Below are 21,242 nucleotides of genomic sequence, written 5' to 3' on the forward strand. Positions count from 1 at the left end.
ATCGACTGGCACACTGCTTTCGCGGGCAAGCCCGCTCCCACATTGGGTCTGCGGCGTAATTTCTACAGATTAACGGTTATTTACCGGTCCACTCGGCGACACGCTCAGGGTGCTTGGCAACCCAGTCCTTGGCTGCGGCGTCAGGCTTGGCGCCTTCTTGAATCGCCAGCATGACTTCGCCGATTTCATCCTTGGAGGCCCACTGGAATTTCTTCAGGAAGGCCGCGACTTCCGGCGCTTTCTTCTCCAGGCCCTTGCTGCCGATGCTGTTGACGGTTTCAGCAGCACCATAAACCCCTTTTGGATCGTCGAGGAAACGCAGTTTCCATTTGGCGAACATCCAGTGCGGCACCCAACCGGTCACCGCAATGGATTCCTGTTTGTCTTCGGCGCGGGTCAATTCGGCGATCATCGCCGCGCCCGAACTGGCTTGCAGTTTGCAGTCGAGGCCGTACTGCTTGATGGCTTCATCGGTCTTGAGCATCACACCCGAACCGGCGTCGATGCCGACGATCTTGTTCTTGAAGGTGGTGTCGGTCTTGAGGTCTTCGATGGACTTGGCTTTCACGTACTCCGGCACGATCAGGCCGATCTTCGCGTCCTTGAAGTTAGGGCCGTAGTCAACCACCTTGTCCTTGTTCTTGGCCCAGTATTCACCGTGGGTCACCGGCAACCACGCAGAGAGCATGGCGTCGAGTTTGCCGGTGGCAACGCCCTGCCACATGATCCCGGTGGCCACCGCTTGCAGTTTCACGTCGTAGCCGAGCTTTTCCTTGATTACCTCGGCGGCCACGTGGGTAGTCGCCACGCTGTCGGACCAACCGTCCACGTAACCGATGCTCAGGGTTTTGCTGTCGGCGCTGGCCAGTGTGGAGCCCATCGCAACTACCAGAGTGGCAGCTGCGCCCAAGAGTCGTCGCATCTTCATAGTACTTCCCCGAAAGTGCTGCGCCCGGCGGATGCCGAGCGACGTCAACCTGTTGTTATGTGGTGCACCGCGCCCCCTTCACGCGCATCGATCCGGCTGCTGAGGCATCAGTGGAGTGCTGACCCTTTGATCATCAACCTGACGGGGCTTGGAACCTGCTCTGCCTGCGACCTCAGGTAAGCAAGAAACGACATCACAACGCCAGTAGGACGTTTTGTAGGATATAGCGTCAAAATCCCGCCCGAACTTTGCATGTCAAAATTATGCAGGTCCACTGGGACCGGACAAATCCGGGTAAGATGCGCGCCTTTGCTCTTCCAGATTAGTCGCCCATGCCTGCGAATGCCCGCTTCCCTGCCCTGCCCTATTTCCTCGCCTTTGTCCTCGGCCTGCTGGCCCTCGTCGGTTACTGGTACGGCCTCGGCCGGCCCGTAGTGTTGCCGGACGTCGCCAGCGCCAGCCACAAGATGCAATGCGCGTCCTACACCCCTTTCGACAAAGACCAATCGCCGTTCGACCAGCCGTTCGCCCTGCGCCCCGCGCGCATGGACGCCGACCTGGCCTTGCTGGCTACCCGCTTCGAATGCATTCGCACCTACTCCATGACCGGCCTGGAAGCCCTGCCGGACATGGCGCGCAAGCATGGGCTCAAAGTGATGGCCGGCGCCTGGGTCAGCAGCGACCCGGCGGCCACCGAAAAGGAGATCGACGAGCTGATTGCCTCGGCCAACGCCAATCCGGATGTGGTGACCTCGGTGATCGTCGGCAACGAAGCCCTGCTGCGCAAGGAAGTGACCGCCAGCCAATTGGTGAAGCTGATCCACAAGGTCAAAAGCCGGATCAAACAACCCGTCACCTACGCGGACGTGTGGGAATTCTGGCTACAACACCCGGAAATCGCTCCGGCAGTGGACTTCCTCACCATTCACCTGCTGCCCTACTGGGAGGATGATCCCTCCGGTATCGATCAGGCCCTCAAGCACGTGGGCGATGTGCGCCAGACCTTCGGCAACAAGTTTGCCCCCAAGGACATCCTGATCGGTGAAACCGGCTGGCCCAGCGAAGGTCGTCAGCGGGAAACGGCGGTGCCGAGCCGGGTCAACGAAGCCAGGTTCATGCGCGGCTTCGTGGCCATGGCCGAAGCCAATGGCTGGCGCTACAACCTGATCGAAGCCTTCGACCAACCCTGGAAACGCGCCAGCGAAGGCGCCGTCGGCGGCTACTGGGGCCTGTTCGATGCCGATCGCCAGGACAAGGGCATCCTCGCAGGGCCCGTGACCAATGTGCCCTACTGGCCGCTGTGGCTGGGCGTGGGTGGGCTTATCCTGTTGGGCACTCTGGTGCTGGGTGGTCGTGTGCGCAGCACCCGCGCCGCGATTGCCCTGCCGCTGCTGGGGGCGGTGGCGGCTTGCTCGATTGGCACCTGGGCCGAGCTGACCCGCGTGACGGCACGCTTCAACGATGAATGGCTGTGGGCAGGCCTGCTGGTGCTATTGAACGTGCTGGTGCTGGCCCATGCGGCACTGGCCCTGAGCGCACGCGAAGGTTGGCGTGAGCGGATGTTCGATTGGCTGGAGCGACACGCAGGCTGGCTGGTGGCAATTGCCGGTTTTGCCGGCGCGGTGATGATGCTGGCGTTGGTGTTCGACCCACGCTACCGCAGCTTCCCGAGTGCAGCACTGGTGCTTCCGGCCCTTGTGTATCTGGTGCGTCCTGTGACTGGACCGCGCCGGGAAATCGCTCTGCTGGCCTTCATCATCGGAGCGGGCATTGCACCGCAGTTGTACCGTGAGGGGCTGTGGAACCAGCAGGCGTGGGGCTGGGCGATCGTCAGCGTGCTGATGGTTGCAGCGTTGTGGCGTTGCTTGCGGGTGCGCACAGCTTAAAACCGCTATCGCAGGCAAGTCGAAGCGTCGAACCGCAGCTCCCACACTTGACCGAGTACATCCTTTGGAATGCGGTCAAGTGTGGGAGCTGGCTTGCCTGCGATAAGGCCCTATCAGGCCACCCGACGCTCCCTGACCAAACGCAACCCCGCAATCACCACCGCAAACACCGCAAAACTGGTGTTGTACAGCGCCAGCGCCGGCAGCCCGAACAGCATCCCCAGCACCGCCAAGCCCCATCCGGCGCGGCCCGGCACGAAAAACGCCAGCACCGCCGTGATCAGCGCCGCCCAGCCCATGACCTTGAAGTGAATCATCAGCCCCAGGTTCGAGCGCAACTGGCATTCCCAGCGGCTGGCTTCATCGGCGCAGATACCCACCCAACGGCCATCCTCCATAAAGCCATAGCGCGCACCATAACTGGCAGCCAGCCAGAGCGGCAGGGCAATCAGCAGCAGAATCAGCGGCAAACGACGGGACATGGGGAACTCCGATAGGCAAAAACGGCGCTCAGCTTAATGCCCCGGCGGCCGTTGGCAAGGCGCATACACACAATTAGTGTTCATCAAAGCATGGCAAAGTGTATCGTCTGGCTACTATTACCCCGATTCCGACGTTATTTTCCGACTTTTCGTGCCGAGTGATGGCACTTCGGCGATAACGCGACGGTCATAGCCTGCGAACTTCATTCAGCACGTTTCCCCTGGGGATTAAGTCATGCTCCGTTCCTTGCGCTGTGCCGCCCTGTTGGGCAGCCTATTTCTGAGTGCGTCAGCACTGGCCGTCGACATCGACCAAGCCAGCTATGGCTTCCCGCTGACCAACCCGTTCGAAGCGACCATCGCCACCACCCCGCCCGACCTTCGGCCCAAGCTGCCGAGCGATGACGACATCAATCAGTCCGACTACACCCTGACGATGCGCCCCGAGCGTGAATTCAGCCTACCGGACAACTTCTGGGCGGTGAAAAAACTCACCTACCGAATCGCCAAACAGGACCACGCCGCACCGCTGATCTTCCTGATCGCGGGCACCGGCGCGCGGTTCGACAGCAGCATCAACGAATACCTGAAAAAGCTGTATTACCAGGCCGGCTACCACGTGGTGCAGCTGTCCTCGCCGACCAGTTTCGACTTCATCAGCGCCGCGTCACGCTTCGCCACCCCGGGCATCACCCAGGAAGACGCCGAAGACATGTACCGCGTGATGCAAGCGGTGCGCGCGCAGAACGCCTCGTTGCCGATCACCGACTTCTACCTCACCGGCTACAGCCTGGGCGGCCTGGACGCGGCATTCGTCAGCAAACTGGACGAGACCCGCCGCAGCTTCAACTTCAAGAAAGTGCTGTTGCTGAACCCGCCGGTCAACCTCTACACCTCGATCACCAACCTCGACAAGCTGGTACAGACCGAGGTCAAAGGCATCAACAACACCACCACTTTCTATGAGCTGGTGTTGAACAAACTGACCCGCTACTTCCAGCAAAAAGGCTACATCGACCTCAACGACGCCCTGCTCTATGACTTCCAGCAGTCCAAGCAGCACCTGTCCAACGAACAGATGGCCATGCTGATCGGCACCTCGTTTCGCTTCTCGGCGGCCGATATCGCCTTCACCTCGGACCTGATCAACCGTCGTGGCCTGATCATCCCGCCGAAATACCCGATCACCGAAAGCACCAGCCTCACACCGTTCCTCAAACGTGCGCTGCAGTGCGACTTCGACTGCTACCTCACCGAGCAGGTGATCCCGATGTGGCGGGCACGCTCCGACGGCGGCAGCCTGTTGCAACTGGTGGACCAGGTCAGCCTGTACGCCCTCAAGGACTACCTGCGCGACAGCCCGAAAATCGCCGTCATGCACAACGCCGACGACGTGATCCTCGGCCCTGGCGACCTGGGTTTCCTGCGTAAAACCTTCGGCGATCGCTTGACCGTCTACCCGTTGGGCGGCCACTGCGGCAACCTCAATTACCGCGTCAACGCCGACGCCATGCTGGAGTTCTTCCGTGGCTAAATATCTTCTGCTGCTCGCCGCGCTCCTCTGCGCAGGCGTGGCCAACGCCGACAACAGCAAGGCCCATGATCCGGTCCAGGTCGATGCCGATGGCTTCAAGGAGCCACTGAGCAAACTCAAATTCAACCCGGGGCTGGACCAGCGTGAGTTCGAGCGATCCTCGCTCACCGCACTGAACGTGTACGACCCGCTGGAATCGTGGAACCGCCGCGTCTACCACTTCAACTATCGCTTCGACCAATGGGTGTTCCTGCCGGTGGTCGACGGTTACCGTTACGTCACGCCAAGCTTCCTGCGTACCGGCGTGAGCAACTTCTTCAACAACCTCGGCGACGTGCCCAACCTGTTGAACAGCCTGCTGCAACTCAAGGGCCACCGCTCCCTTGAAACCACCGGGCGCCTGCTGCTCAACACCACCATCGGCATCGCCGGCCTGTGGGACCCGGCCACCGCCATGGGCCTGCCACGCCAGAGCGAAGACTTCGGCCAGACCCTGGGCTTCTACGGCGTCCCCGGTGGTGCCTACCTGGTACTGCCGATCTTCGGCCCCTCGAACCTGCGCGACACCACTGGCCTGATCGTCGACTACGGCGCCGAAAACCAGATCAACTTCCTCAACGTCGCGGAAGTCAGCTCCAACCATCCGGAAGTCTGGGCCCTGCGCGCGGTGGACAAGCGCTACCAGACCAGCTTCCGCTACGGCCAGATGAACTCGCCGTTCGAGTACGAGAAGGTGCGCTACATCTATACCGAATCACGTAAATTGCAGATTGCCGAGTAAACGCCCACAAAAAAGGCCATTCGATTGAATGGCCTTTTTTAATTGTCGCCCGCCTCAAGTCTTCAACGCGTTCCACACCTTGCCGACGACACTGACCAACGCCAACACCGCCGCCCCCGCAATAACTCCCGCCACACCATTGAGCAATACCGGCACCAACCACGCCACCCCGCCCGCACTCTGGCTGACCGTCTCGATCCAGTGATGCACCACCGGCACGCCATGGGTGAGAATCCCGCCGCCTACCAGAAACATCGCCGCCGTGCCGATCACCGACAGGCTTTTCATCATGTACGGGGCTGCACGCAGGATGGCCCCACCGATGCTGCGCGCCGCCTGGCCAGGCTTCTGGGTCAGCCACAGGCCCAGGTCGTCCAGTTTGACGATGCCGGCCACCAGACCATAGACGCCCACGGTCATGACGATGGCGATACCGGATAGGACGATCACCTGCTGCATGAGCGGCGCATCGGCCACGGTCCCCAGGGTGATGGCGATGATTTCGGCGGAGAGAATGAAGTCAGTGCGGATCGCACCTTTGATCTTGTCTTTCTCAAAGGTTACCAGATCGATGGCCGGGTCGGCGACGGCTTCGACCAACTGTGCATGCTCGGCCTGGTCCTCGTCCTGACGGTGCAGGAATTTATGCGCCAGCTTTTCGAACCCTTCGAAACACAGGTACGCGCCGCCGAGCATCAACAGCGGTGTCACGGCCCAGGGCGCGAACGCGCTGATCAATAGCGCCGCCGGTACCAGGATCAACTTGTTGACGAAAGAGCCCTTCGCCACGGCCCATACCACGGGAATTTCCCGTTCTGCGCGCACGCCACTGACCTGTTGCGCATTCAGCGCCAGGTCATCGCCCAGCACGCCGGCCGTTTTCTTGGCCGCCATCTTGGTCATCAGGGCAACGTCATCGAGTACTGCGGCGATATCGTCGATCAATACCAACAAGCTGCTACCTGCCATGAATCGTTCTTCCATAAGAGGGGGATGAATCGAGCATAGCGCGGCGCAAAGCGCTGCGGCCACATTGTTGAGGCTTGCGGATGGCCGGTGCTACCATGCTCGACCGCCAGTCCTGGCAAGGAAACACTGGGTTTATGAGCACCATTCGCGAGCGCAACAAACAAATGATCCTGCGGGCGGCCAGCGAGGAGTTTGCCGACAAGGGCTTCGCCGCGACCAAAACCAGCGACATCGCGGCCAAGGCCGGGCTGCCCAAGCCCAACGTCTATTACTACTTCAAGTCCAAGGACAACCTCTACCGCGAGGTGCTCGAGAGCATCATCGAGCCGATCCTGGCCGCCTCCACGCCGTTCAACCCCGACGGCGATCCCAAGGAAGTATTGAGCAACTACATCCGTTCGAAAATCCGCATCTCCCGCGACCTGCCGTTCGCCTCCAAGGTCTTCGCCAGCGAAATCATGCACGGCGCGCCGCACCTCAGCGCTGACCAGGTCGAACAACTCAACGCCCAGGCCAAGCACAACATCGACTGCATCCAAAGCTGGGTCGATCGCGGCCTGATCGCCGCCATCGATCCCAACCACCTGATGTTCAGCATCTGGGCGGCCACGCAGACCTATGCGGACTTCGACTGGCAGATTACGGCGGTGACCGGCAAGGCCAGGCTGGACGAGGCGGATTATGAAGCGGCGGCGCAGACGATAATTCGGTTGGTGCTCAAGGGGTGTGAGCCGGACTGAAAGACCGAGGTGCGGCTATCGCAGGCAAGCCAGCTCCCACATTGTTCTGCGTCGCACACAAATTGTATAAACACCGCAAGGCCCACTGTGGGAGCGGGCTTGCCCGCGATAGCGTTCTCCCGGACACATCCTGCCAAAAGCCTGCCCGCCAAGCTTGGCTACTGATATCTAGCCTCTTAGAACCCCCACTGAAGAGAGGCCATGGAATGCCTGATCTCCCTGCTTCAAAGCGCCTGCGCATTGGCCGCCATGACGAGCCCAAGCGCATCTATTCATTGACGACCAACACCCTGAATCGCGAACCTGTTTTTCAAGACTTCACGCTGGGCCGGTTGGTGGTTCAACAATTCCGGATTGCCCAAAACCAAGGTCTGGCGACCTCCCTGGCCTGGGTCGTCATGCCCGATCACTTCCATTGGCTCATCTCGTTGGACAAAGGGTCACTTGCCGATTTGATGCGCCAAGTGAAGTCCAAAAGTACTCGCGCGGTGAATGCCGTCGCCGGGCGCCAAGGTCGACTCTGGCAACCCGGCTTTCACGACCATGCGCTGCGCCGTGAAGAAAGCCTTGAAGGGATCGCCCGGTATATCGTGGCCAATCCCCTAAGAGCTGGATTGGTAAAACGATATGGCGATTATCCGCTGTGGGATGCCATTTGGCTTTGACTTGAGACCGAGTCGTCGCCATCGCAGGCAAGCCAGCTCCCACAGAGATTGTTGGAGTTCACACTGGCCAATGTGGGAGCTGGCTTGCCTGCGAAGAGGCCTTTCCAGTCACAGGAGACTCAGGCCGATACCCCCGCATCCGCCATCAACCCCACCCCCTCGATCGCCGTAATCGCACACTGCTCGTCGATGTCCGACGTATCCCCGCTGATGCCGATCGCACCCAGCACTGCCCCCAACTGATCGCGGATCAACACCCCGCCCGGCGCCGGCACCACACTGCCCTGCCCCAAGCTGTTCAACGCCGCGATAAACGCTGGCCGTTGCTGCGCGTCGAGTGCCAGCAAGCGCGAGCCCTTGCCCATGGCAATCGCGCCCCAGGCTTTGCCGATGGCGATCTGCGGGCGCAGCAGGCTCGAGCCGTCTTCGCGCTGCAAGGTCACCAGGTGGCCACCGCTGTCGAGTACCGCGATGGTCAGCGGCGCAGCCGAAATGGCGCGGCCCGCGGTCAGGGCCTGACTCGCCAACTGGGTAGCAATTTTCAAGGTTAAAGCGCTCATGGTGCCGTCCTTCTTTTGTTATTGGGAAAGCGGTGGAGGTCTGTTTGATCAGATGCTCGATCAAACAAATAGAACACAATGAAATTTATTTTTGTATACAATATTTTTACACAAACCCTCCATACGTCGAAAAAATGCCATCCGACGAGCATCAGGATCAACGAATAAAATGAATTGACCTGCGCAGCTCGCCGTGAATACACTTCGAACCATCACCACTTGTATACAATTACAAAACGCAAGAGGCACCAAAATCATGAGCAAAATGAGAGCAATCGAAGCCGCCGTTCTGGTGATGCGCCGTGAAGGCGTGGACACCGCCTTCGGTATCCCGGGCGCCGCGATCAACCCGCTGTATTCGGCCTTGCAGAAGGTGGGTGGCATCGATCACGTCCTTGCTCGCCATGTTGAAGGCGCCTCCCATATGGCCGAGGGCTACACCCGCACCAAGGCCGGCAACATTGGCGTGTGCATCGGCACGTCGGGCCCGGCAGGCACCGACATGGTCACCGGCCTGTACAGCGCCTCGGCGGATTCGATCCCGATCCTGTGCATCACCGGCCAAGCGCCGCGTGCCCGCATGCACAAAGAAGACTTCCAGGCTGTCGACATCACCAGCATCGTCAAACCGGTGACCAAGTGGGCAACCACCGTCCTGGAACCCGGCCAGGTGCCCTACGCCTTCCAGAAAGCCTTTTATGAAATGCGCTCCGGCCGCCCGGGCCCGGTGCTGATCGACCTGCCGTTCGACGTGCAGATGGCCGAGATCGAATTCGACATCGACGCCTACCAGCCACTGCCCCTGGCCAAGCCGCTGGCGACCCGTGTGCAAGTGGAGAAAGCCCTGGCCCTGCTCGACCAGGCCGAACGTCCGTTGTTGGTGAGCGGCGGCGGCGTGATCAACGCCGGTGCCAGCGAACTGCTCGTTGAGTTTGCTGAACTCACCGGCATCCCGGTCATCCCGACCCTGATGGGCTGGGGCACCATCCCCGATGACCACCCGTTGATGGTGGGCATGGTCGGCCTGCAGACCTCGCACCGTTATGGCAACGCCACCCTGCTCAAATCCGATGTGGTGCTGGGTGTCGGCAACCGGTGGGCCAACCGTCACACCGGCTCGGTCGACGTCTACACCGAAGGGCGCAAGTTCATTCACGTCGACATCGAGCCGACGCAGATTGGCCGCGTGTTCACGCCGGACCTGGGCATCGTCTCCGACGCCGGCTCGGCGCTGACGATGTTCATTGAAGTCGCTCGCGAGTGGAAAGCCGCCGGCAAGCTCAAGGATCGCAGCGCCTGGCTCAGTGATTGCCAGCAACGTAAAGCCACCCTGCAGCGCAAGACCCACTTTGATGCAGTGCCGGTCAAGCCTCAGCGGGTGTACGAAGAAATGAACCAGGTGTTCGGCAAAGACACCTGCTACGTCAGCACCATCGGTCTGTCGCAGATCGCCGGCGCGCAATTTCTGCACGTCTACAAGCCACGCCACTGGATCAACTGCGGCCAGGCCGGTCCGTTGGGCTGGACCATTCCCGCCGCGCTCGGTGTGGTCAAGGCCGACCCGAGCCGCAAGGTGGTGGCATTGTCCGGCGACTATGACTTCCAGTTCATGATCGAAGAGCTGGCCGTGGGTGCGCAGTTCAAGCTGCCGTACATCCACGTGGTGGTGAACAACTCCTACCTGGGCCTGATCCGCCAGGCCCAGCGCGGGTTTGAAATGGACTACTGCGTGCAGCTGTCTTTCGACAACCTCAATGCGCCGGAACTCAATGGTTATGGCGTGGACCACATCGCCGTCGCCGAAGGTCTGGGGTGCAAGGCCCTGCGCGTGTTCGAGCCAGGCCAGATCGCGCCGGCCCTGCGCCGCGCCGAGGAAATGATCGAAGAATTCAAGGTTCCGGTGATCGTTGAGATTATTCTGGAGCGCGTGACCAATATTTCCATGGGCACCGAGATCAACGCCGTCAACGAATTCGAAGATCTGGCCCTGGTCGGCAACGACGCACCGACCGCCATTTCCCTGCTCGATTAAGGAGAACCCTATGCCGCGTTTTGCCGCCAACCTGTCCATGCTGTTTACCGAACAGGACTTCCTTGCTCGCTTCAAAGCGGCCGCCGACGCGGGCTTCCAAGGCGTCGAGTACCTGTTCCCCTATGAATTCAGCTCCGCCGAAATCAAGGCACAACTCGACGCCCACGGTCTGACACAGGTGCTGTTCAACCTGCCGGCCGGCGACTGGGCCAAGGGCGAGCGCGGCCTGGCCTGCCACCCGGACCGGGTCGAGGAATTCCGCGCCGGGGTCAAGCTGGCCATCGCCTACGCCCAGGTACTGGGCAATACCCAGGTCAACTGCCTGGCGGGTATTCGGCCCCAAGGCGTGGACGACGCGACCGTTGAAAAGACCTTCGTCGCCAACCTCCAGTACGCCGCCGAAAAACTGCAAGCGGCGGGCATCAAGCTGGTGATGGAGATGATCAACACCCGCGACATCCCGGGCTTCTACCTGAACAACACCGCGCAAGCCCTGTCGATTCGCGAGCAGGTGGGCAGCGCCAACCTGTTCCTGCAATACGACATCTATCACATGCAAATCATGGAAGGCGACCTGGCCCGCACCATGGCCACGCACCTGGATGACATCAACCACATCCAGCTGGCGGACAACCCCGGGCGCAACGAGCCGGGCACCGGTGAGATCAACTACCGCTTCCTGTTCGAACACCTGGACCGCATCGGCTATACGGGCTGGGTCGGCTGCGAATACAAGCCGTTGACCACCACCGAGGCGGGTTTGGGCTGGCTTAAAACCCATAACGCAATCTGACAGAACAAACACAGAACTAAATGTGGGAGCTGGCTTGCCTGCGATAGCGGTCCTTCGGTTACAGATGGATTGCCTGAACACCGTAATCGCAGGCAAGCCAGCTCCCACAGTAGATCTTCTGTGTCTTGGCAGGCCCGAGTCAGGCCTGCCCATCCAATAACAAGAGGATTTTGATCATGGCTAAAGTCGGATTCATCGGCACCGGCATCATGGGCGAACCCATGGCTGCGAACCTGCAAAAGGCAGGTCATCAACTGTTTCTGTCCGAACACCACAGCAAGGCGCCACAGGCGTTGATCGACGCCGGTGCCGTGGCCCTGGCCAACCCCCAGCAGGTTGCCCAGGAAGCCGAATTCATCATCGTGATGGTGCCCGACACGCCGCAGGTCGATGAAGTGCTGTTCCGCAAGGACGGCGTGGCGGCAGGCCTGTCGCCGAACAAAGTGGTGATCGACATGAGCTCGATCTCGCCCACCGCCACCAAGGCGTTCGCCGCGAAAATCAACGAGACCGGCGCGCAGTACCTGGACGCACCGGTGTCCGGCGGCGAAGTCGGCGCCAAGGCCGGCACCCTGAGCATCATGGTCGGCGGCGAGCCGCAGACCTTCGAGCGCGCACTGCCGTTGTTCCAGAGCATGGGCAAGAACATCACTCTGGTCGGCAGCAATGGCGATGGCCAGACCGCCAAGGTGGCCAACCAGATCATCGTGGCGCTGAACATCCAGGCGGTGGCCGAAGCGCTGCTGTTCGCGTCGAAAAACGGCGCCGACCCGGCCAAGGTGCGTGAAGCGCTGATGGGCGGTTTTGCCTCCTCGAAGATCCTCGAAGTGCACGGCGAGCGCATGATCAAGGGCACCTTCGACCCGGGCTTCCGCATCAACCTGCACCAGAAAGACCTCAACCTGGCACTGGCCGGGGCCAAGGAACTGGGGATCAACCTGCCGAACACCGCCGGCACCCAGCAAGTCTTCAGCACCTGCAACGCGCTGGGTGGCGGCAACTGGGACCACTCGGCGCTGATCAAGGGGCTGGAGCATATGGCGAACTTCTCGATTCGCGAGAAGTAAGTTCTCACTTGAAATGCAATCCAGTGTGGGAGCTGGCTTGCCTGCTCCCACATTTTGGTCCCTGTTCCAAGTCTCACCCCTAATAACAAGAATCCTCCGGGAGCCCGCTTATGTCGGTCGATCCGCAACACCTGCTTCGCGAGCTGTTTGCCACAGCCATCGACGCTGCCCACCCCCGGCAAGTCCTTGAACCCTACCTGCCCGCCGACCGTAGCGGCCGTGTGATCGTGATCGGCGCCGGCAAGGCTGCCGCCGCCATGGCGCTGGTGGTGGAGAACTGCTGGCAGGGCGAAGTCACCGGTCTGGTTGTCACCCGCTACGGCCACGGCGCGCCATGCAAGAAAATCGAAGTGGTCGAAGCCGCCCACCCCGTGCCCGACGCCGCCGGCCTGGCCGTGGCCCAGCGCGTGCTGGAACTGATCAGCAACCTCAGCGAAGACGACCGCGTGATCTTCCTGCTCTCCGGCGGCGGCTCGGCCTTGCTGGCCCTGCCCGCCGCAGGCATCACCCTGGCCGACAAGCAGGCCATCAACAAAGCCCTGCTCAAATCCGGCGCCACCATTGGCGAGATGAATTGCGTGCGCAAGCACCTCTCGGCCATCAAAGGCGGTCGATTGGCGAAAGCCGCATGGCCCGCCACGGTCTACACCTACGCGATTTCCGACGTACCGGGCGACCAGGCCACGGTGATTGCCTCCGGTCCCACCGTCGGCGACCCCAGCACCTCGCAACAGGCGCTGGCGATTCTCAAGCGCTACCACATCGACGCGCCCGCCTCGATGCGCAACTGGTTGCAGAACCCGGCGTCGGAGACCGTCAAACCCGGCGACCCGGTGCTTGCCCGCAGCCACTTCCAATTGATCGCCCGCCCCCAGCAGTCCCTAGAAGCGGTAGCGGTCAAAGTCCGCCAGGCCGGGTTCAGCCCGCTGATTCTCGGCGACCTGGAAGGCGAAGCACGGGACGTGGCCAAGGTACACGCCGGCATCGCCCGGCAAATCGTGCAGCACGGTCAACCGTTGGCCGCACCGTGCGTGATCCTTTCCGGCGGCGAAACCACCGTGACCGTACGCGGCGATGGCCGTGGCGGGCGCAATGCCGAATTCCTGCTGAGCCTCACCGACAGCCTCAAGGGCCTGCCCGGCGTGTACGCCCTGGCCGGTGACACCGACGGCATCGACGGCTCCGAAGACAACGCCGGCGCCATCATGACCCCGTGCAGCTACCGCCGTGCCGAAGCCCTGGGCCTGTCGGCCAGTGACGAGCTGGATAACAACAACGGCTACGGCTACTTCGCCGCCCTCGACGGTTTGATCATCACCGAACCGACCCGTACCAACGTCAATGACTTCCGCGCCATTCTGATCCTCGAGAGTTCCTCCCATGACGCCTGACAAGAAGGTCAAAATCCTCGCCACCCTGGGCCCGGCCACCGACGGTATCGATGACATTCGCGAGCTGGTGGAGGCCGGGGTGAACATCTTTCGCCTCAACTTCAGCCATGGCGACCACGCCGACCATGCGCAGCGCTATCAGTGGATCCGCCAGGTGGAGCGCGAGCTGAATTACCCGCTGGGTATCCTCATGGACCTGCAAGGGCCCAAGCTGCGGATCGGACGGTTCGGCGAAGGCAAGGTGCAACTGGTGCGCGGCCAGGCGCTGCGCCTGGACCTGGACGCGACGCCGGGCGATCAGTGCCGGGTCAACCTGCCCCACCCGGAAATCATCGCGGCGCTGCAACCGGGCATGGATTTGCTGCTGGACGACGGCAAGCTGCGCCTGCGGGTCATCACCAAACACGCCGATGCCATCGACACCACAGTGCTCAATGGCGGCGAACTGTCTGATCGCAAAGGCGTGAACGTCCCACAAGCGCTGCTGGAACTGAGCCCACTGACCGCCAAGGACCGGCGCGACTTGAGCTTCGGTCTGGAACTGGGCGTGGATTGGGTGGCACTGTCGTTCGTGCAACGCCCGGAAGACATCCGCGAGGCCCGTAGCCTGATCGGGGACCGGGCGTTCCTGATGGCCAAGATCGAAAAACCCTCGGCGGTGCAGCGCCTGCAGGAAATCGCCGAACTGAGCGACGCGATCATGGTGGCCAGAGGGGATCTGGGTGTAGAGGTGCCGGCGGAAAGCGTGCCGCAAATCCAGAAAGACATCATCGGCACCTGCCGCCAACTGGGCAAACCGGTGGTGGTGGCGACGCAGATGCTCGAGTCCATGCGCTTCTCGCCGGCGCCGACCCGCGCCGAGGTCACGGATGTGGCCAATGCGGTGGCTGAAGGCGCGGATGCGGTGATGCTGTCGGCGGAAACCGCTTCGGGCGAGTACCCGCTGGAAGCCGTGCAGATGATGAGCAAGATCATCCGCCAGGTGGAAAACGGCCCGGACTACCAGACGCAGCTCGACGTCAGCCGCCCCAAGGCCGAGGCCACGGTGTCGGACGCCATCAGCTGTGCGATCCGCCGCATCAGCAGCATCCTGCCGGTGGCGGTGCTGGTGAACTACAGCGAATCGGGCAGCTCCAGCCTGCGCGCCGCGCGCGAACGGCCTGTGGCCCCGATCCTCAACCTCACGCCGAACCTGTCCACGGCGCGGCGCTTGAGCGTGGCGTGGGGCGTGCACTCGGTGGTCAACGACCGACTGCGCCAGGTGGATGAAGTGTGTTCCACCGCACTGGAAATCGCCCAGGCCCAAGGCATGGCGGAGCGTGGGGATACGTTGGTGATTACCGCCGGGGTGCCGTTCGGGCAGCCGGGGTCGACCAATTCGCTGCGTATCGAGACGTTGATCTAGCGTCTGTTCGGGCCTCTTCGCGGGCAAGCCCGCTCCCACATTTGACGGTATTCACGCATCAAAAGGTGGGAGCGGGCTTGCCTGCGATAAGGGCAACTCGGTCTACCTGACTAACCCAAATGCACAATCCAACCTGCCCCGACTGGGCCGAAGCCCTGCTCAACGGCTTCAGTCAGATCTTCCTCCAGCGCCAGCCGTTGTGTGGCCTGCTGTGCCTGCTGGCCATTCTGATCGGCGCACCGGCGTTGCTCGGCGGTGCGTTGCTCGGCGGCGTGGCGGGCTTGCTCACGGCCCAGCGCCGGGGTTATCCCAAGGCCGAGCGTCAGTCGGGACTGTACAGCTACAACGGGGTGTTGCTGGGTTTGCTGATCAGTCAGCACTTCGCCTGGTCGGCACTGTTGCCGCCGTTGATCCTGGCGTGTGGCGGGCTTTCGGCGATGCTGACGCGGCAATGGCTGAAGCATGCGGCCCAGCCGGATGACCTGCCTGCCTACACCGCGCCCTTTGTCGGGCTAGGCTGGCTGTTGCTGGGGCCCGCCGCGCCCAGCGCATTTGCCCTCGCCGAACCAGACGTCCTGGCGGTGGTTGCCGCGCCCTTCACCGGGCTTGCGCAAGTCATGTTGCTGGACCAACCCTTGGCCGGCGCCCTGATTGCATTCGGCCTGTTCCTGGCCAATCGCCGAGCCGCCTTGTGGGCGTTGGTCGGTGCAAGTGTTGGCGTGCTGGTCGCCCTGTGGCTGGACGAACCTGCCAGCGCACTGCTCGGCCTGCACAGCTACAACCCGGCACTCGCAGCCCTGGCGTTGAGCCAGTCACGTCGCCAGCCCTGGTTGCCCTTGCCGGGTATTCTGCTGGCAATCCTTCTCACCCCAGGCTTTGCCGCCCTGCACCTGCCTGCGCTGACCGCGCCGTTCATCCTCGCCTGCTGGCTGTTGCGCGCAGGCGCGCGGGTGCTGCGCAAACCCCACATGGACAGCCCCTTCGAATCCCCCTAGGCTTGCTCGAAATTCGATTCAGGCGGGATTTATGGACAGCAGCAACGACTGGCGCCAGCGGCTCTACGTGATGATTTTCCAGAGCGACACCCGCGCCGGGCGACGCTTTGACGGCATCCTGCTGCTGATCATCCTTGCCAGCCTGGTGATCGTGATGCTCGACAGCATCGACGAAATCCACCAGAACTACGCCGATGTACTGGCCTACATCGAGTGGGGCTTCACCCTCGTCTTCCTGATCGAATACGGGCTGCGCCTCTATTGTTCACCCAAACCGTTGCGCTACGCCTTCAGCTTTTACGGGCTGGTGGATTTGCTGGCCATCGTGCCCGGCATCCTCGCGCTCTACTACAGCGACGCGCAGTACCTGTTGATCATCCGCATCATCCGCATGCTGCGCATCTTCCGTGTGCTCAAGCTCAGCCCGTACCTCAAGCAGGCCAATTACCTGATGGCGGCGCTGCGCGGCAGCAAGCAGAAGATCGTGGTGTTCCTGGTGAGCGTGTGCACCCTGGTCACGGTGTTCGGCACCTTGATGTACGTGATCGAAGGTCCGGAACACGGCTTTACCAGCATTCCCAAAGGCATCTACTGGGCCATCGTGACCCTCACCACCGTCGGCTTCGGCGATATCGTCCCCAAGACTCCGCTGGGCCAGGTGATTTCGTCGCTGGTGATGATCACCGGTTATTCGATCATTGCCGTACCCACCGGAATTTTTACCGCTGAACTGGCGAGCGCCATGCGTGGCGAACAACTCAAGCACGACTGCCCGGTGTGCAAGAAGGACAGCCATGAAGCCAACGCAGCGTTCTGCGCTCGCTGTGGCAATGCCCTCTTCCGTAAATTGGAATAAGCAAAGTGCGTTTTAATCTTTAAACGTCTATGCGCCGCCCGCTATAGTCGCTGGCAAAATGCCCCTACTCAATCGATCCCCTTCTCGAACAACAAGGAATGAGCAGTGAAAAAACTCGTTAGCGCCTCTCTCCTGGCCGCCGGCCTTGCCCTGGCGGGCGCCGTGCAAGCGGCCCCTGTCACCCTGCTCAACGTCTCTTACGACGTGATGCGCGACTTCTACAAGGACTACAACGCCGCCTTCCAGAAACACTGGGAAGCCGAGCACCCGAACGACAAACTGACCTTGCAGATGTCCTTCGGCGGCTCCAGCAAGCAAGCGCGCTCGGTGATCGACGGCCTGCCGGCTGACGTGATCACCATGAACATGGCCACCGACATCAACGCCCTGGCCGACAACGGCAAACTGGTGCCGGACAACTGGGTCACTCGCCTGCCGAACAACAGCGCGCCGTTCACTTCCGCCACCGTGTTCATCGTGCGCAAGGGCAACCCCAAAGCCCTCAAGGACTGGCCGGACCTGTTGAAAGACGGCGTGCAAGTGATCGTGCCGAACCCGAAAACCTCGGGCAATGGCCGTTATACCTATCTGTCCGCCTGGGGTTATGTGCTGAAGAACGGCGGTGACGAAAACAAGGCCAAGGCCTTTGTCGGCAAGCTGTTCAAACAAGCGCCGGTACTCGACACCGGTGGCCGTGCCGCCACCACCACGTTCATGACCAACCAGATCGGCGACGTGCTGGTGACCTTCGAAAACGAAGCGGAAATGATCGCCCGTGAATTCGGCCGCGATCAGTTCGAAGTGATCTACCCAAGCGTGTCCGCCGAAGCCGAGCCGCCTGTATCGGTGGTCGATAAAGTCGTCGAGAAGAAAGGCACCGCCGCTGCCGCCGAAGACTACCTGAAATATCTGTGGTCGCCGGAAGGCCAGGAAATCGCCGCCAACAACTACCTGCGCCCGCGTGATGCGAAGGTACTGGCCAAGTACACCGATCGTTTCCCGAAAGTCGAGTTCCTGTCGGTGGAGAAGACCTTCGGTGACTGGCGCACCGTGCAGAAGACTCACTTCAATGATGGTGGCGTTTTCGACCAGATCTACAACGGTCAGTAATACCGTCCCTTGTGGGAGCTGGCTTGCCAGCTCCCACATTGAATCTCTGTTGTTGGCAAGAAAGTGCTTGGCGCGATGGCCCTGCTGACAGCGTTTTCCCAGCCACTGCAAGGCACCTGTGGGAAGCTGTCGAGCCCCGGCGAGGCTGCGAAAGCGTTGGGACAGTCGACAGCTCTGTCAGTTGTGCCGCCGTCTTCGCAGCGACGCGGCGACCCAACAAGCCAGCTCCCACATTTTTTGTGTTCGTCAGCTACATCGGTGGCGTCACGCCATCCTTGCCCGCCGAAATGGCCTGGGCCGTAATCGTCCCATCCGCGCCCTTCGCCGCAAACAGCACCACCTTCACCCCCGCCTTGAGCAAGCTGCGATCACCCGGTTCCAGGTTGACGATCGGCACGTCCTCCGGCACGACGATCTTCTGCTCCCCTCCCTTGTACTTCACGGTCAAGGTGCGTCCGTTGCTCACCACCAGATCGCCGACAGTGCCGTTGGTCATGCTGCTGCCTTCTTTCAGGTCGAACGCGCGGTGCCCGTCGCCCGTGCCCGCCATGGCCGGTGGAAACACGTGCACTTCCAGCGCGGTCAGGGTGCCGTCCGCATTGGGCATCGCGGCAGAGCCGATGTAGCTGCCAGGCTTGATTTCATCGATTTTGGCCAGGGTAACGGCGCGCACTTGGGTGTCCGGGGTCAGGTGTACGGTGACCTCTTCGCCACTGTTGACCTTGACGTGAATCGCATCCCCGTCCACCGCGGTGATGGCCCCGCGCACGCCCACACGCGGGGCTTCGGCGGCGTTGGCCAGGCCCATCGCCATCGCGGCGGCCAAGGTTGAAGCCAGGAGCATCTTGTTCAACGTGATCTTCATCGCAGTGGATTTCCTGTTTCGACAGTTGTGTCTGAATGTATCATCAGCCTTCGCGCAGAAAGTTAACGATTCACTCATCAATACCAGGCATGAGTGATATCACTGCCAGCGGCCTACTCTGGCTACGGTGTTGTCTTTACGCTCGCACATCACTTTCCTTCGCCTTTATGAGAACACCATGAACGCTCATTCCCACGCTACAACCACCATGACCCGGAGCATGGTGATGCTGTTTGCGTTCTGCTGCGGCGCCATCGTTGCCAACATCTACTACGCGCAGCCGATCATCGAACTGATCGCCCCGGATGTCGGCCTGACGCCGGCGCTGGCCAGCCTGATCGTGTCCCTCACACAAATCGGCTATGCCCTTGGCCTGTTTTTCCTGGTGCCTCTGGGCGACCTGCTGGAAAACCGCAAGCTGATGATCAGCACCACCGTGCTCGCCATCGCCAGCCTGTTGGGCGCGGCCTTCACCGAGCAGCCGAACCTGTTCCTGCTGGTGTCGCTGTTGATCGGCTTCAGTTCGGTGTCGGTGCAGATCCTGATCCCGCTGGCCGCGCACCTGGCGCCTGCAGAGTCCCGTGGCCGCGTGGTCGGCAGCATCATGGGTGGCCTGTTGCTGGGCATTCTGCTGGCACGGCCAGTGTCCAGCGTGGTGGCGGATCACTTCGGCTGGCGTGCGATGTTCATGGCCGCCGCAGGGTTGATGGCGTTCATCAGCGTGGTGCTGCTGATCACCATCCCCAAGCGCCAGCCCGACCACAGCGCCAGCTATGGCCAATTGCTGCGTTCCCTGGGCACCCTGTTGCGCAAGCAACCGGTGCTGCGCCAGCGTGCGTTTTACCAGGGCGGCATGTTCGCCACCTTCAGCCTGTTCTGGACCGCCGCGCCCCTGGAACTGGCGCGTAACCACGGCCTGAGCCAAAGCCAGATCGCCCTGTTTGCCCTGGTGGGGGCTTTGGGCGCCATCGCCGCGCCCATCGCCGGTCGCCTGGCCGATGCCGGCCATACTCACCGTGCGTCGCTGCTGGCCATGCTGTTTGCCGCCCTGAGTTTTCTGCCGGCCTTCGTGCACCCGCTGTACAGCGTGATCGGCCTGGCGGTTACCGGCGTGGTGCTGGACTTCTGCGTGCAGATGAACATGGTGCTGGGCCAACGTGCCATCTACGCGCTGGATGCCAACAGCCGCAGCCGCCTGAATGCGTTGTACATGACCAGCATTTTCGTGGGCGGCGCCTTCGGCTCGGCCATCGCCAGCAGCGTGTACGAACACGGCGGCTGGCTGGCAGTGATGGCGGTAGGCAGCGCATTTCCGTTGGTGGCGTTGTTGCGGTTTCTGAGCGCGTCGCGCCAGGCTGTAGCCGCTACCGCTTAAGAACGTACCAACTTCTCCAACGCCGCATCCGCCAGAAATGACGAGCGGCTTTTGACCTTGTGCTCCCGCACATACCGGTCGATGCGCTGGATGACATAACCGGGCAAGGTCACGTTGACCTTCTCGGTTTTGCCCAGATAGGGCGAGATGTCCAACTCCAGCATGCCCCAGCCCATACCGGCGTAATCCTCGTGCACATGGTGATTGGCCACCGACGTGGGCATGGGTATCGGCCTGCCCTCTGCGGCAATCTCTTGCAGCATGATGTGCGCGACCTCCACCGCAGCCTTGTAAGCCTCTTCAAAACTGTCCCCGGCGGTGACCGCACCCGGAATATCAGGAATCTGAATGCCGGTGGCGGTGAAGTCGTCACCCCATTCGATACAGATTGGGTATTGCATGAATGCTCTCCTTAAAACTCAAACAGCCCGGCGCGTTTTCTGATGCTTCGGACAGTGCCCAACGGCAGGTCCTTCCTGGGGTGCGGCACCGCAATCGTGTAAGGGCTATAGCGGTGAGTGAAAAGATGATGGCTGCCCGTAACACGATCCAGCACCCAACCCGCCTCTTGAAGCTCCTTGATCAATAACCTGCTTTGCACCCATGCCTCCTTGGCTCGGCCCGAAGAAAAGTAACCCTAGAGTTATATTTACTCAAGCACAGCATGCGTGACTCTGATCGACGGTTGTTTTTCGGGATGTTGGCCGATCGTTCCCACGCTCTGCGTGGAAACGCATCCTGTGACGCTTCGCGTCACGACTTTAAAAGCGGACGCGGAGCGTCCATGGCGGCGCTCCCACGCGGAGCG

At 61.4% G+C, this 21,242-nt stretch carries 21 protein-coding genes; 14 read left to right on the top strand and 7 right to left on the bottom strand.

All coding sequences use genetic code 11. From position 1 onward, the window contains the following. Nucleotides 1–76 precede the first annotated feature (76 nt). Nucleotides 77–928, bottom strand: a complete 852-nt coding sequence (locus ACW9IN_RS20905) for a glycine betaine ABC transporter substrate-binding protein (protein ID WP_457367594.1) — start codon at nucleotides 926–928, stop codon at nucleotides 77–79. Between the two features lie 332 nt (nucleotides 929–1,260). Here ACW9IN_RS20905 and ACW9IN_RS20910 point away from each other — a divergent pair, with 332 nt between their 5' ends. Beyond that, a complete protein-coding gene (locus tag ACW9IN_RS20910) occupies nucleotides 1,261–2,814 on the top strand; it encodes a glycoside hydrolase family 17 protein (protein WP_457367595.1) in 1,554 nt (517 codons plus the stop codon). Nucleotides 2,815–2,927: 113 nt separating this feature from the next. Here the strand turns inward: ACW9IN_RS20910 and ACW9IN_RS20915 are convergent, their stop codons facing one another. Continuing rightward, nucleotides 2,928–3,296: a hypothetical protein gene (locus ACW9IN_RS20915; protein WP_457367596.1), complete on the bottom strand. Its 369-nt coding sequence runs from the start codon at nucleotides 3,294–3,296 to the stop codon at nucleotides 2,928–2,930. Between the two features lie 235 nt (nucleotides 3,297–3,531). Between ACW9IN_RS20915 and ACW9IN_RS20920 the strand changes: the two genes are divergently transcribed. Both ACW9IN_RS20920 and ACW9IN_RS20925 read left to right on the top strand, forming a co-directional pair. After that, nucleotides 3,532–4,830: a serine/threonine protein kinase gene (locus ACW9IN_RS20920; protein WP_457367597.1), complete on the top strand. Its 1,299-nt coding sequence runs from the start codon at nucleotides 3,532–3,534 to the stop codon at nucleotides 4,828–4,830. Then, nucleotides 4,823–5,611: an MlaA family lipoprotein gene (locus ACW9IN_RS20925; RefSeq protein ID WP_457367598.1), complete on the top strand. Its 789-nt coding sequence runs from the start codon at nucleotides 4,823–4,825 to the stop codon at nucleotides 5,609–5,611. The genes ACW9IN_RS20920 and ACW9IN_RS20925 overlap by 8 nt, the downstream gene beginning before the upstream one ends. A 54-nt stretch (nucleotides 5,612–5,665) precedes the next feature. Here the strand turns inward: ACW9IN_RS20925 and ACW9IN_RS20930 are convergent, their stop codons facing one another. Further along, nucleotides 5,666–6,580, bottom strand: a complete 915-nt coding sequence (locus ACW9IN_RS20930; protein ID WP_457367599.1) for a DUF808 domain-containing protein — start codon at nucleotides 6,578–6,580, stop codon at nucleotides 5,666–5,668. Nucleotides 6,581–6,714: 134 nt separating this feature from the next. On the opposite strand from ACW9IN_RS20930, the gene ACW9IN_RS20935 reads away from it, so the two are divergent. After that, entirely contained in the window at nucleotides 6,715–7,320 is a 606-nt protein-coding gene (locus ACW9IN_RS20935) for a TetR/AcrR family transcriptional regulator (RefSeq protein ID WP_457367600.1), read from the top strand. Nucleotides 7,321–7,526: 206 nt separating this feature from the next. Further along, on the top strand, nucleotides 7,527–7,985 hold the full coding sequence (locus tag ACW9IN_RS20940) for an REP-associated tyrosine transposase (RefSeq protein WP_457367601.1): 459 nt from the start codon (nucleotides 7,527–7,529) through the stop codon (nucleotides 7,983–7,985). A 119-nt stretch (nucleotides 7,986–8,104) separates the two neighbouring features. Here ACW9IN_RS20940 and ACW9IN_RS20945 read toward each other — a convergent pair whose 3' ends face one another. Further along, nucleotides 8,105–8,545, bottom strand: a complete 441-nt coding sequence (locus ACW9IN_RS20945; protein WP_457367602.1) for a GlcG/HbpS family heme-binding protein — start codon at nucleotides 8,543–8,545, stop codon at nucleotides 8,105–8,107. 256 nt (nucleotides 8,546–8,801) lie between these two features. Between ACW9IN_RS20945 and gcl the strand changes: the two genes are divergently transcribed. The 8 genes from gcl to ACW9IN_RS20985 all read left to right on the top strand — a co-directional run bounded on the left by gcl (nucleotide 8,802) and on the right by ACW9IN_RS20985 (nucleotide 18,194). Next, entirely contained in the window at nucleotides 8,802–10,577 is a 1,776-nt protein-coding gene (gene gcl / locus ACW9IN_RS20950; protein WP_457367603.1) for a glyoxylate carboligase, read from the top strand. A 10-nt stretch (nucleotides 10,578–10,587) separates the two neighbouring features. Beyond that, nucleotides 10,588–11,370, top strand: coding sequence for a hydroxypyruvate isomerase (gene hyi, locus ACW9IN_RS20955; protein WP_457367604.1), 783 nt, complete (start codon nucleotides 10,588–10,590; stop codon nucleotides 11,368–11,370). A 176-nt stretch (nucleotides 11,371–11,546) separates the two neighbouring features. Next, nucleotides 11,547–12,437, top strand: coding sequence for a 2-hydroxy-3-oxopropionate reductase (locus tag ACW9IN_RS20960; protein WP_457367605.1), 891 nt, complete (start codon nucleotides 11,547–11,549; stop codon nucleotides 12,435–12,437). 110 nt (nucleotides 12,438–12,547) lie between these two features. Beyond that, nucleotides 12,548–13,828 carry a glycerate kinase type-2 family protein gene (locus ACW9IN_RS20965; RefSeq protein ID WP_457367606.1) on the top strand — a complete coding sequence of 427 codons (1,281 nt, stop codon included), beginning with the start codon at nucleotides 12,548–12,550 and terminating at the stop codon, nucleotides 13,826–13,828. Then, the gene (gene pyk / locus ACW9IN_RS20970) at nucleotides 13,818–15,233 is read left to right on the top strand and encodes a pyruvate kinase (RefSeq protein ID WP_457367607.1); all 1,416 of its coding nucleotides are present in this window, start codon (nucleotides 13,818–13,820) and stop codon (nucleotides 15,231–15,233) included. The genes ACW9IN_RS20965 and pyk overlap by 11 nt, the downstream gene beginning before the upstream one ends. Before the next feature lie 119 nt (nucleotides 15,234–15,352). Then, complete coding sequence (locus tag ACW9IN_RS20975) at nucleotides 15,353–16,228, top strand: urea transporter (protein WP_457367608.1); 876 nt, start codon at nucleotides 15,353–15,355, stop codon at nucleotides 16,226–16,228. Between the two features lie 31 nt (nucleotides 16,229–16,259). Beyond that, nucleotides 16,260–17,084: an ion transporter gene (locus ACW9IN_RS20980; RefSeq protein ID WP_457367609.1), complete on the top strand. Its 825-nt coding sequence runs from the start codon at nucleotides 16,260–16,262 to the stop codon at nucleotides 17,082–17,084. Between the two features lie 105 nt (nucleotides 17,085–17,189). Further along, nucleotides 17,190–18,194, top strand: a complete 1,005-nt coding sequence (locus ACW9IN_RS20985) for a sulfate ABC transporter substrate-binding protein (protein WP_457367610.1) — start codon at nucleotides 17,190–17,192, stop codon at nucleotides 18,192–18,194. Between the two features lie 250 nt (nucleotides 18,195–18,444). Here the strand turns inward: ACW9IN_RS20985 and ACW9IN_RS20990 are convergent, their stop codons facing one another. Further along, nucleotides 18,445–19,059: a DUF5666 domain-containing protein gene (locus tag ACW9IN_RS20990; protein WP_457367611.1), complete on the bottom strand. Its 615-nt coding sequence runs from the start codon at nucleotides 19,057–19,059 to the stop codon at nucleotides 18,445–18,447. Between the two features lie 178 nt (nucleotides 19,060–19,237). Between ACW9IN_RS20990 and ACW9IN_RS20995 the strand changes: the two genes are divergently transcribed. Then, entirely contained in the window at nucleotides 19,238–20,434 is a 1,197-nt protein-coding gene (locus tag ACW9IN_RS20995; RefSeq protein ID WP_457367612.1) for an MFS transporter, read from the top strand. Here the strand turns inward: ACW9IN_RS20995 and ACW9IN_RS21000 are convergent. Both ACW9IN_RS21000 and ACW9IN_RS21005 read right to left on the bottom strand, forming a co-directional pair. After that, nucleotides 20,431–20,835 carry a type II toxin-antitoxin system HicB family antitoxin gene (locus ACW9IN_RS21000; protein ID WP_457367613.1) on the bottom strand — a complete coding sequence of 135 codons (405 nt, stop codon included), beginning with the start codon at nucleotides 20,833–20,835 and terminating at the stop codon, nucleotides 20,431–20,433. The two genes, ACW9IN_RS20995 and ACW9IN_RS21000, sit on opposite strands and share 4 nt — an antisense overlap. An 11-nt stretch (nucleotides 20,836–20,846) precedes the next feature. Continuing rightward, entirely contained in the window at nucleotides 20,847–21,035 is a 189-nt protein-coding gene (locus ACW9IN_RS21005) for a type II toxin-antitoxin system HicA family toxin (RefSeq protein ID WP_457367614.1), read from the bottom strand. Nucleotides 21,036–21,242 lie beyond the last annotated feature (207 nt).

The organism is Pseudomonas sp. SDO5271_S396, from assembly GCF_054071795.1.

Bases quoted from the DNA above. Each gene is read 5' to 3' on its own strand.
- ACW9IN_RS20975 (WP_457367608.1), top strand. From the start codon at position 15,353: ATGCACAATCCAACCTGCCCCGACTGGGCCGAAGCCCTGCTCAACGGC.
- ACW9IN_RS20915 (WP_457367596.1), bottom strand. From the start codon at position 3,296: ATGTCCCGTCGTTTGCCGCTGATTCTGCTGCTGATTGCCCTGCCGCTC.
- ACW9IN_RS20945 (WP_457367602.1), bottom strand. From the start codon at position 8,545: ATGAGCGCTTTAACCTTGAAAATTGCTACCCAGTTGGCGAGTCAGGCC.
- pyk (WP_457367607.1), top strand. From the start codon at position 13,818: ATGACGCCTGACAAGAAGGTCAAAATCCTCGCCACCCTGGGCCCGGCC.
- ACW9IN_RS20920 (WP_457367597.1), top strand. From the start codon at position 3,532: ATGCTCCGTTCCTTGCGCTGTGCCGCCCTGTTGGGCAGCCTATTTCTG.
- ACW9IN_RS20905 (WP_457367594.1), bottom strand. From the start codon at position 928: ATGAAGATGCGACGACTCTTGGGCGCAGCTGCCACTCTGGTAGTTGCG.
- ACW9IN_RS20980 (WP_457367609.1), top strand. From the start codon at position 16,260: ATGGACAGCAGCAACGACTGGCGCCAGCGGCTCTACGTGATGATTTTC.
- ACW9IN_RS21000 (WP_457367613.1), bottom strand. From the start codon at position 20,835: ATGCAATACCCAATCTGTATCGAATGGGGTGACGACTTCACCGCCACC.
- ACW9IN_RS20990 (WP_457367611.1), bottom strand. From the start codon at position 19,059: ATGAAGATCACGTTGAACAAGATGCTCCTGGCTTCAACCTTGGCCGCC.
- gcl (WP_457367603.1), top strand. From the start codon at position 8,802: ATGAGCAAAATGAGAGCAATCGAAGCCGCCGTTCTGGTGATGCGCCGT.
- hyi (WP_457367604.1), top strand. From the start codon at position 10,588: ATGCCGCGTTTTGCCGCCAACCTGTCCATGCTGTTTACCGAACAGGAC.
- ACW9IN_RS20910 (WP_457367595.1), top strand. From the start codon at position 1,261: ATGCCTGCGAATGCCCGCTTCCCTGCCCTGCCCTATTTCCTCGCCTTT.
- ACW9IN_RS20995 (WP_457367612.1), top strand. From the start codon at position 19,238: ATGAACGCTCATTCCCACGCTACAACCACCATGACCCGGAGCATGGTG.
- ACW9IN_RS20935 (WP_457367600.1), top strand. From the start codon at position 6,715: ATGAGCACCATTCGCGAGCGCAACAAACAAATGATCCTGCGGGCGGCC.
- ACW9IN_RS20965 (WP_457367606.1), top strand. From the start codon at position 12,548: ATGTCGGTCGATCCGCAACACCTGCTTCGCGAGCTGTTTGCCACAGCC.
- ACW9IN_RS20930 (WP_457367599.1), bottom strand. From the start codon at position 6,580: ATGGCAGGTAGCAGCTTGTTGGTATTGATCGACGATATCGCCGCAGTA.
- ACW9IN_RS20940 (WP_457367601.1), top strand. From the start codon at position 7,527: ATGCCTGATCTCCCTGCTTCAAAGCGCCTGCGCATTGGCCGCCATGAC.
- ACW9IN_RS20960 (WP_457367605.1), top strand. From the start codon at position 11,547: ATGGCTAAAGTCGGATTCATCGGCACCGGCATCATGGGCGAACCCATG.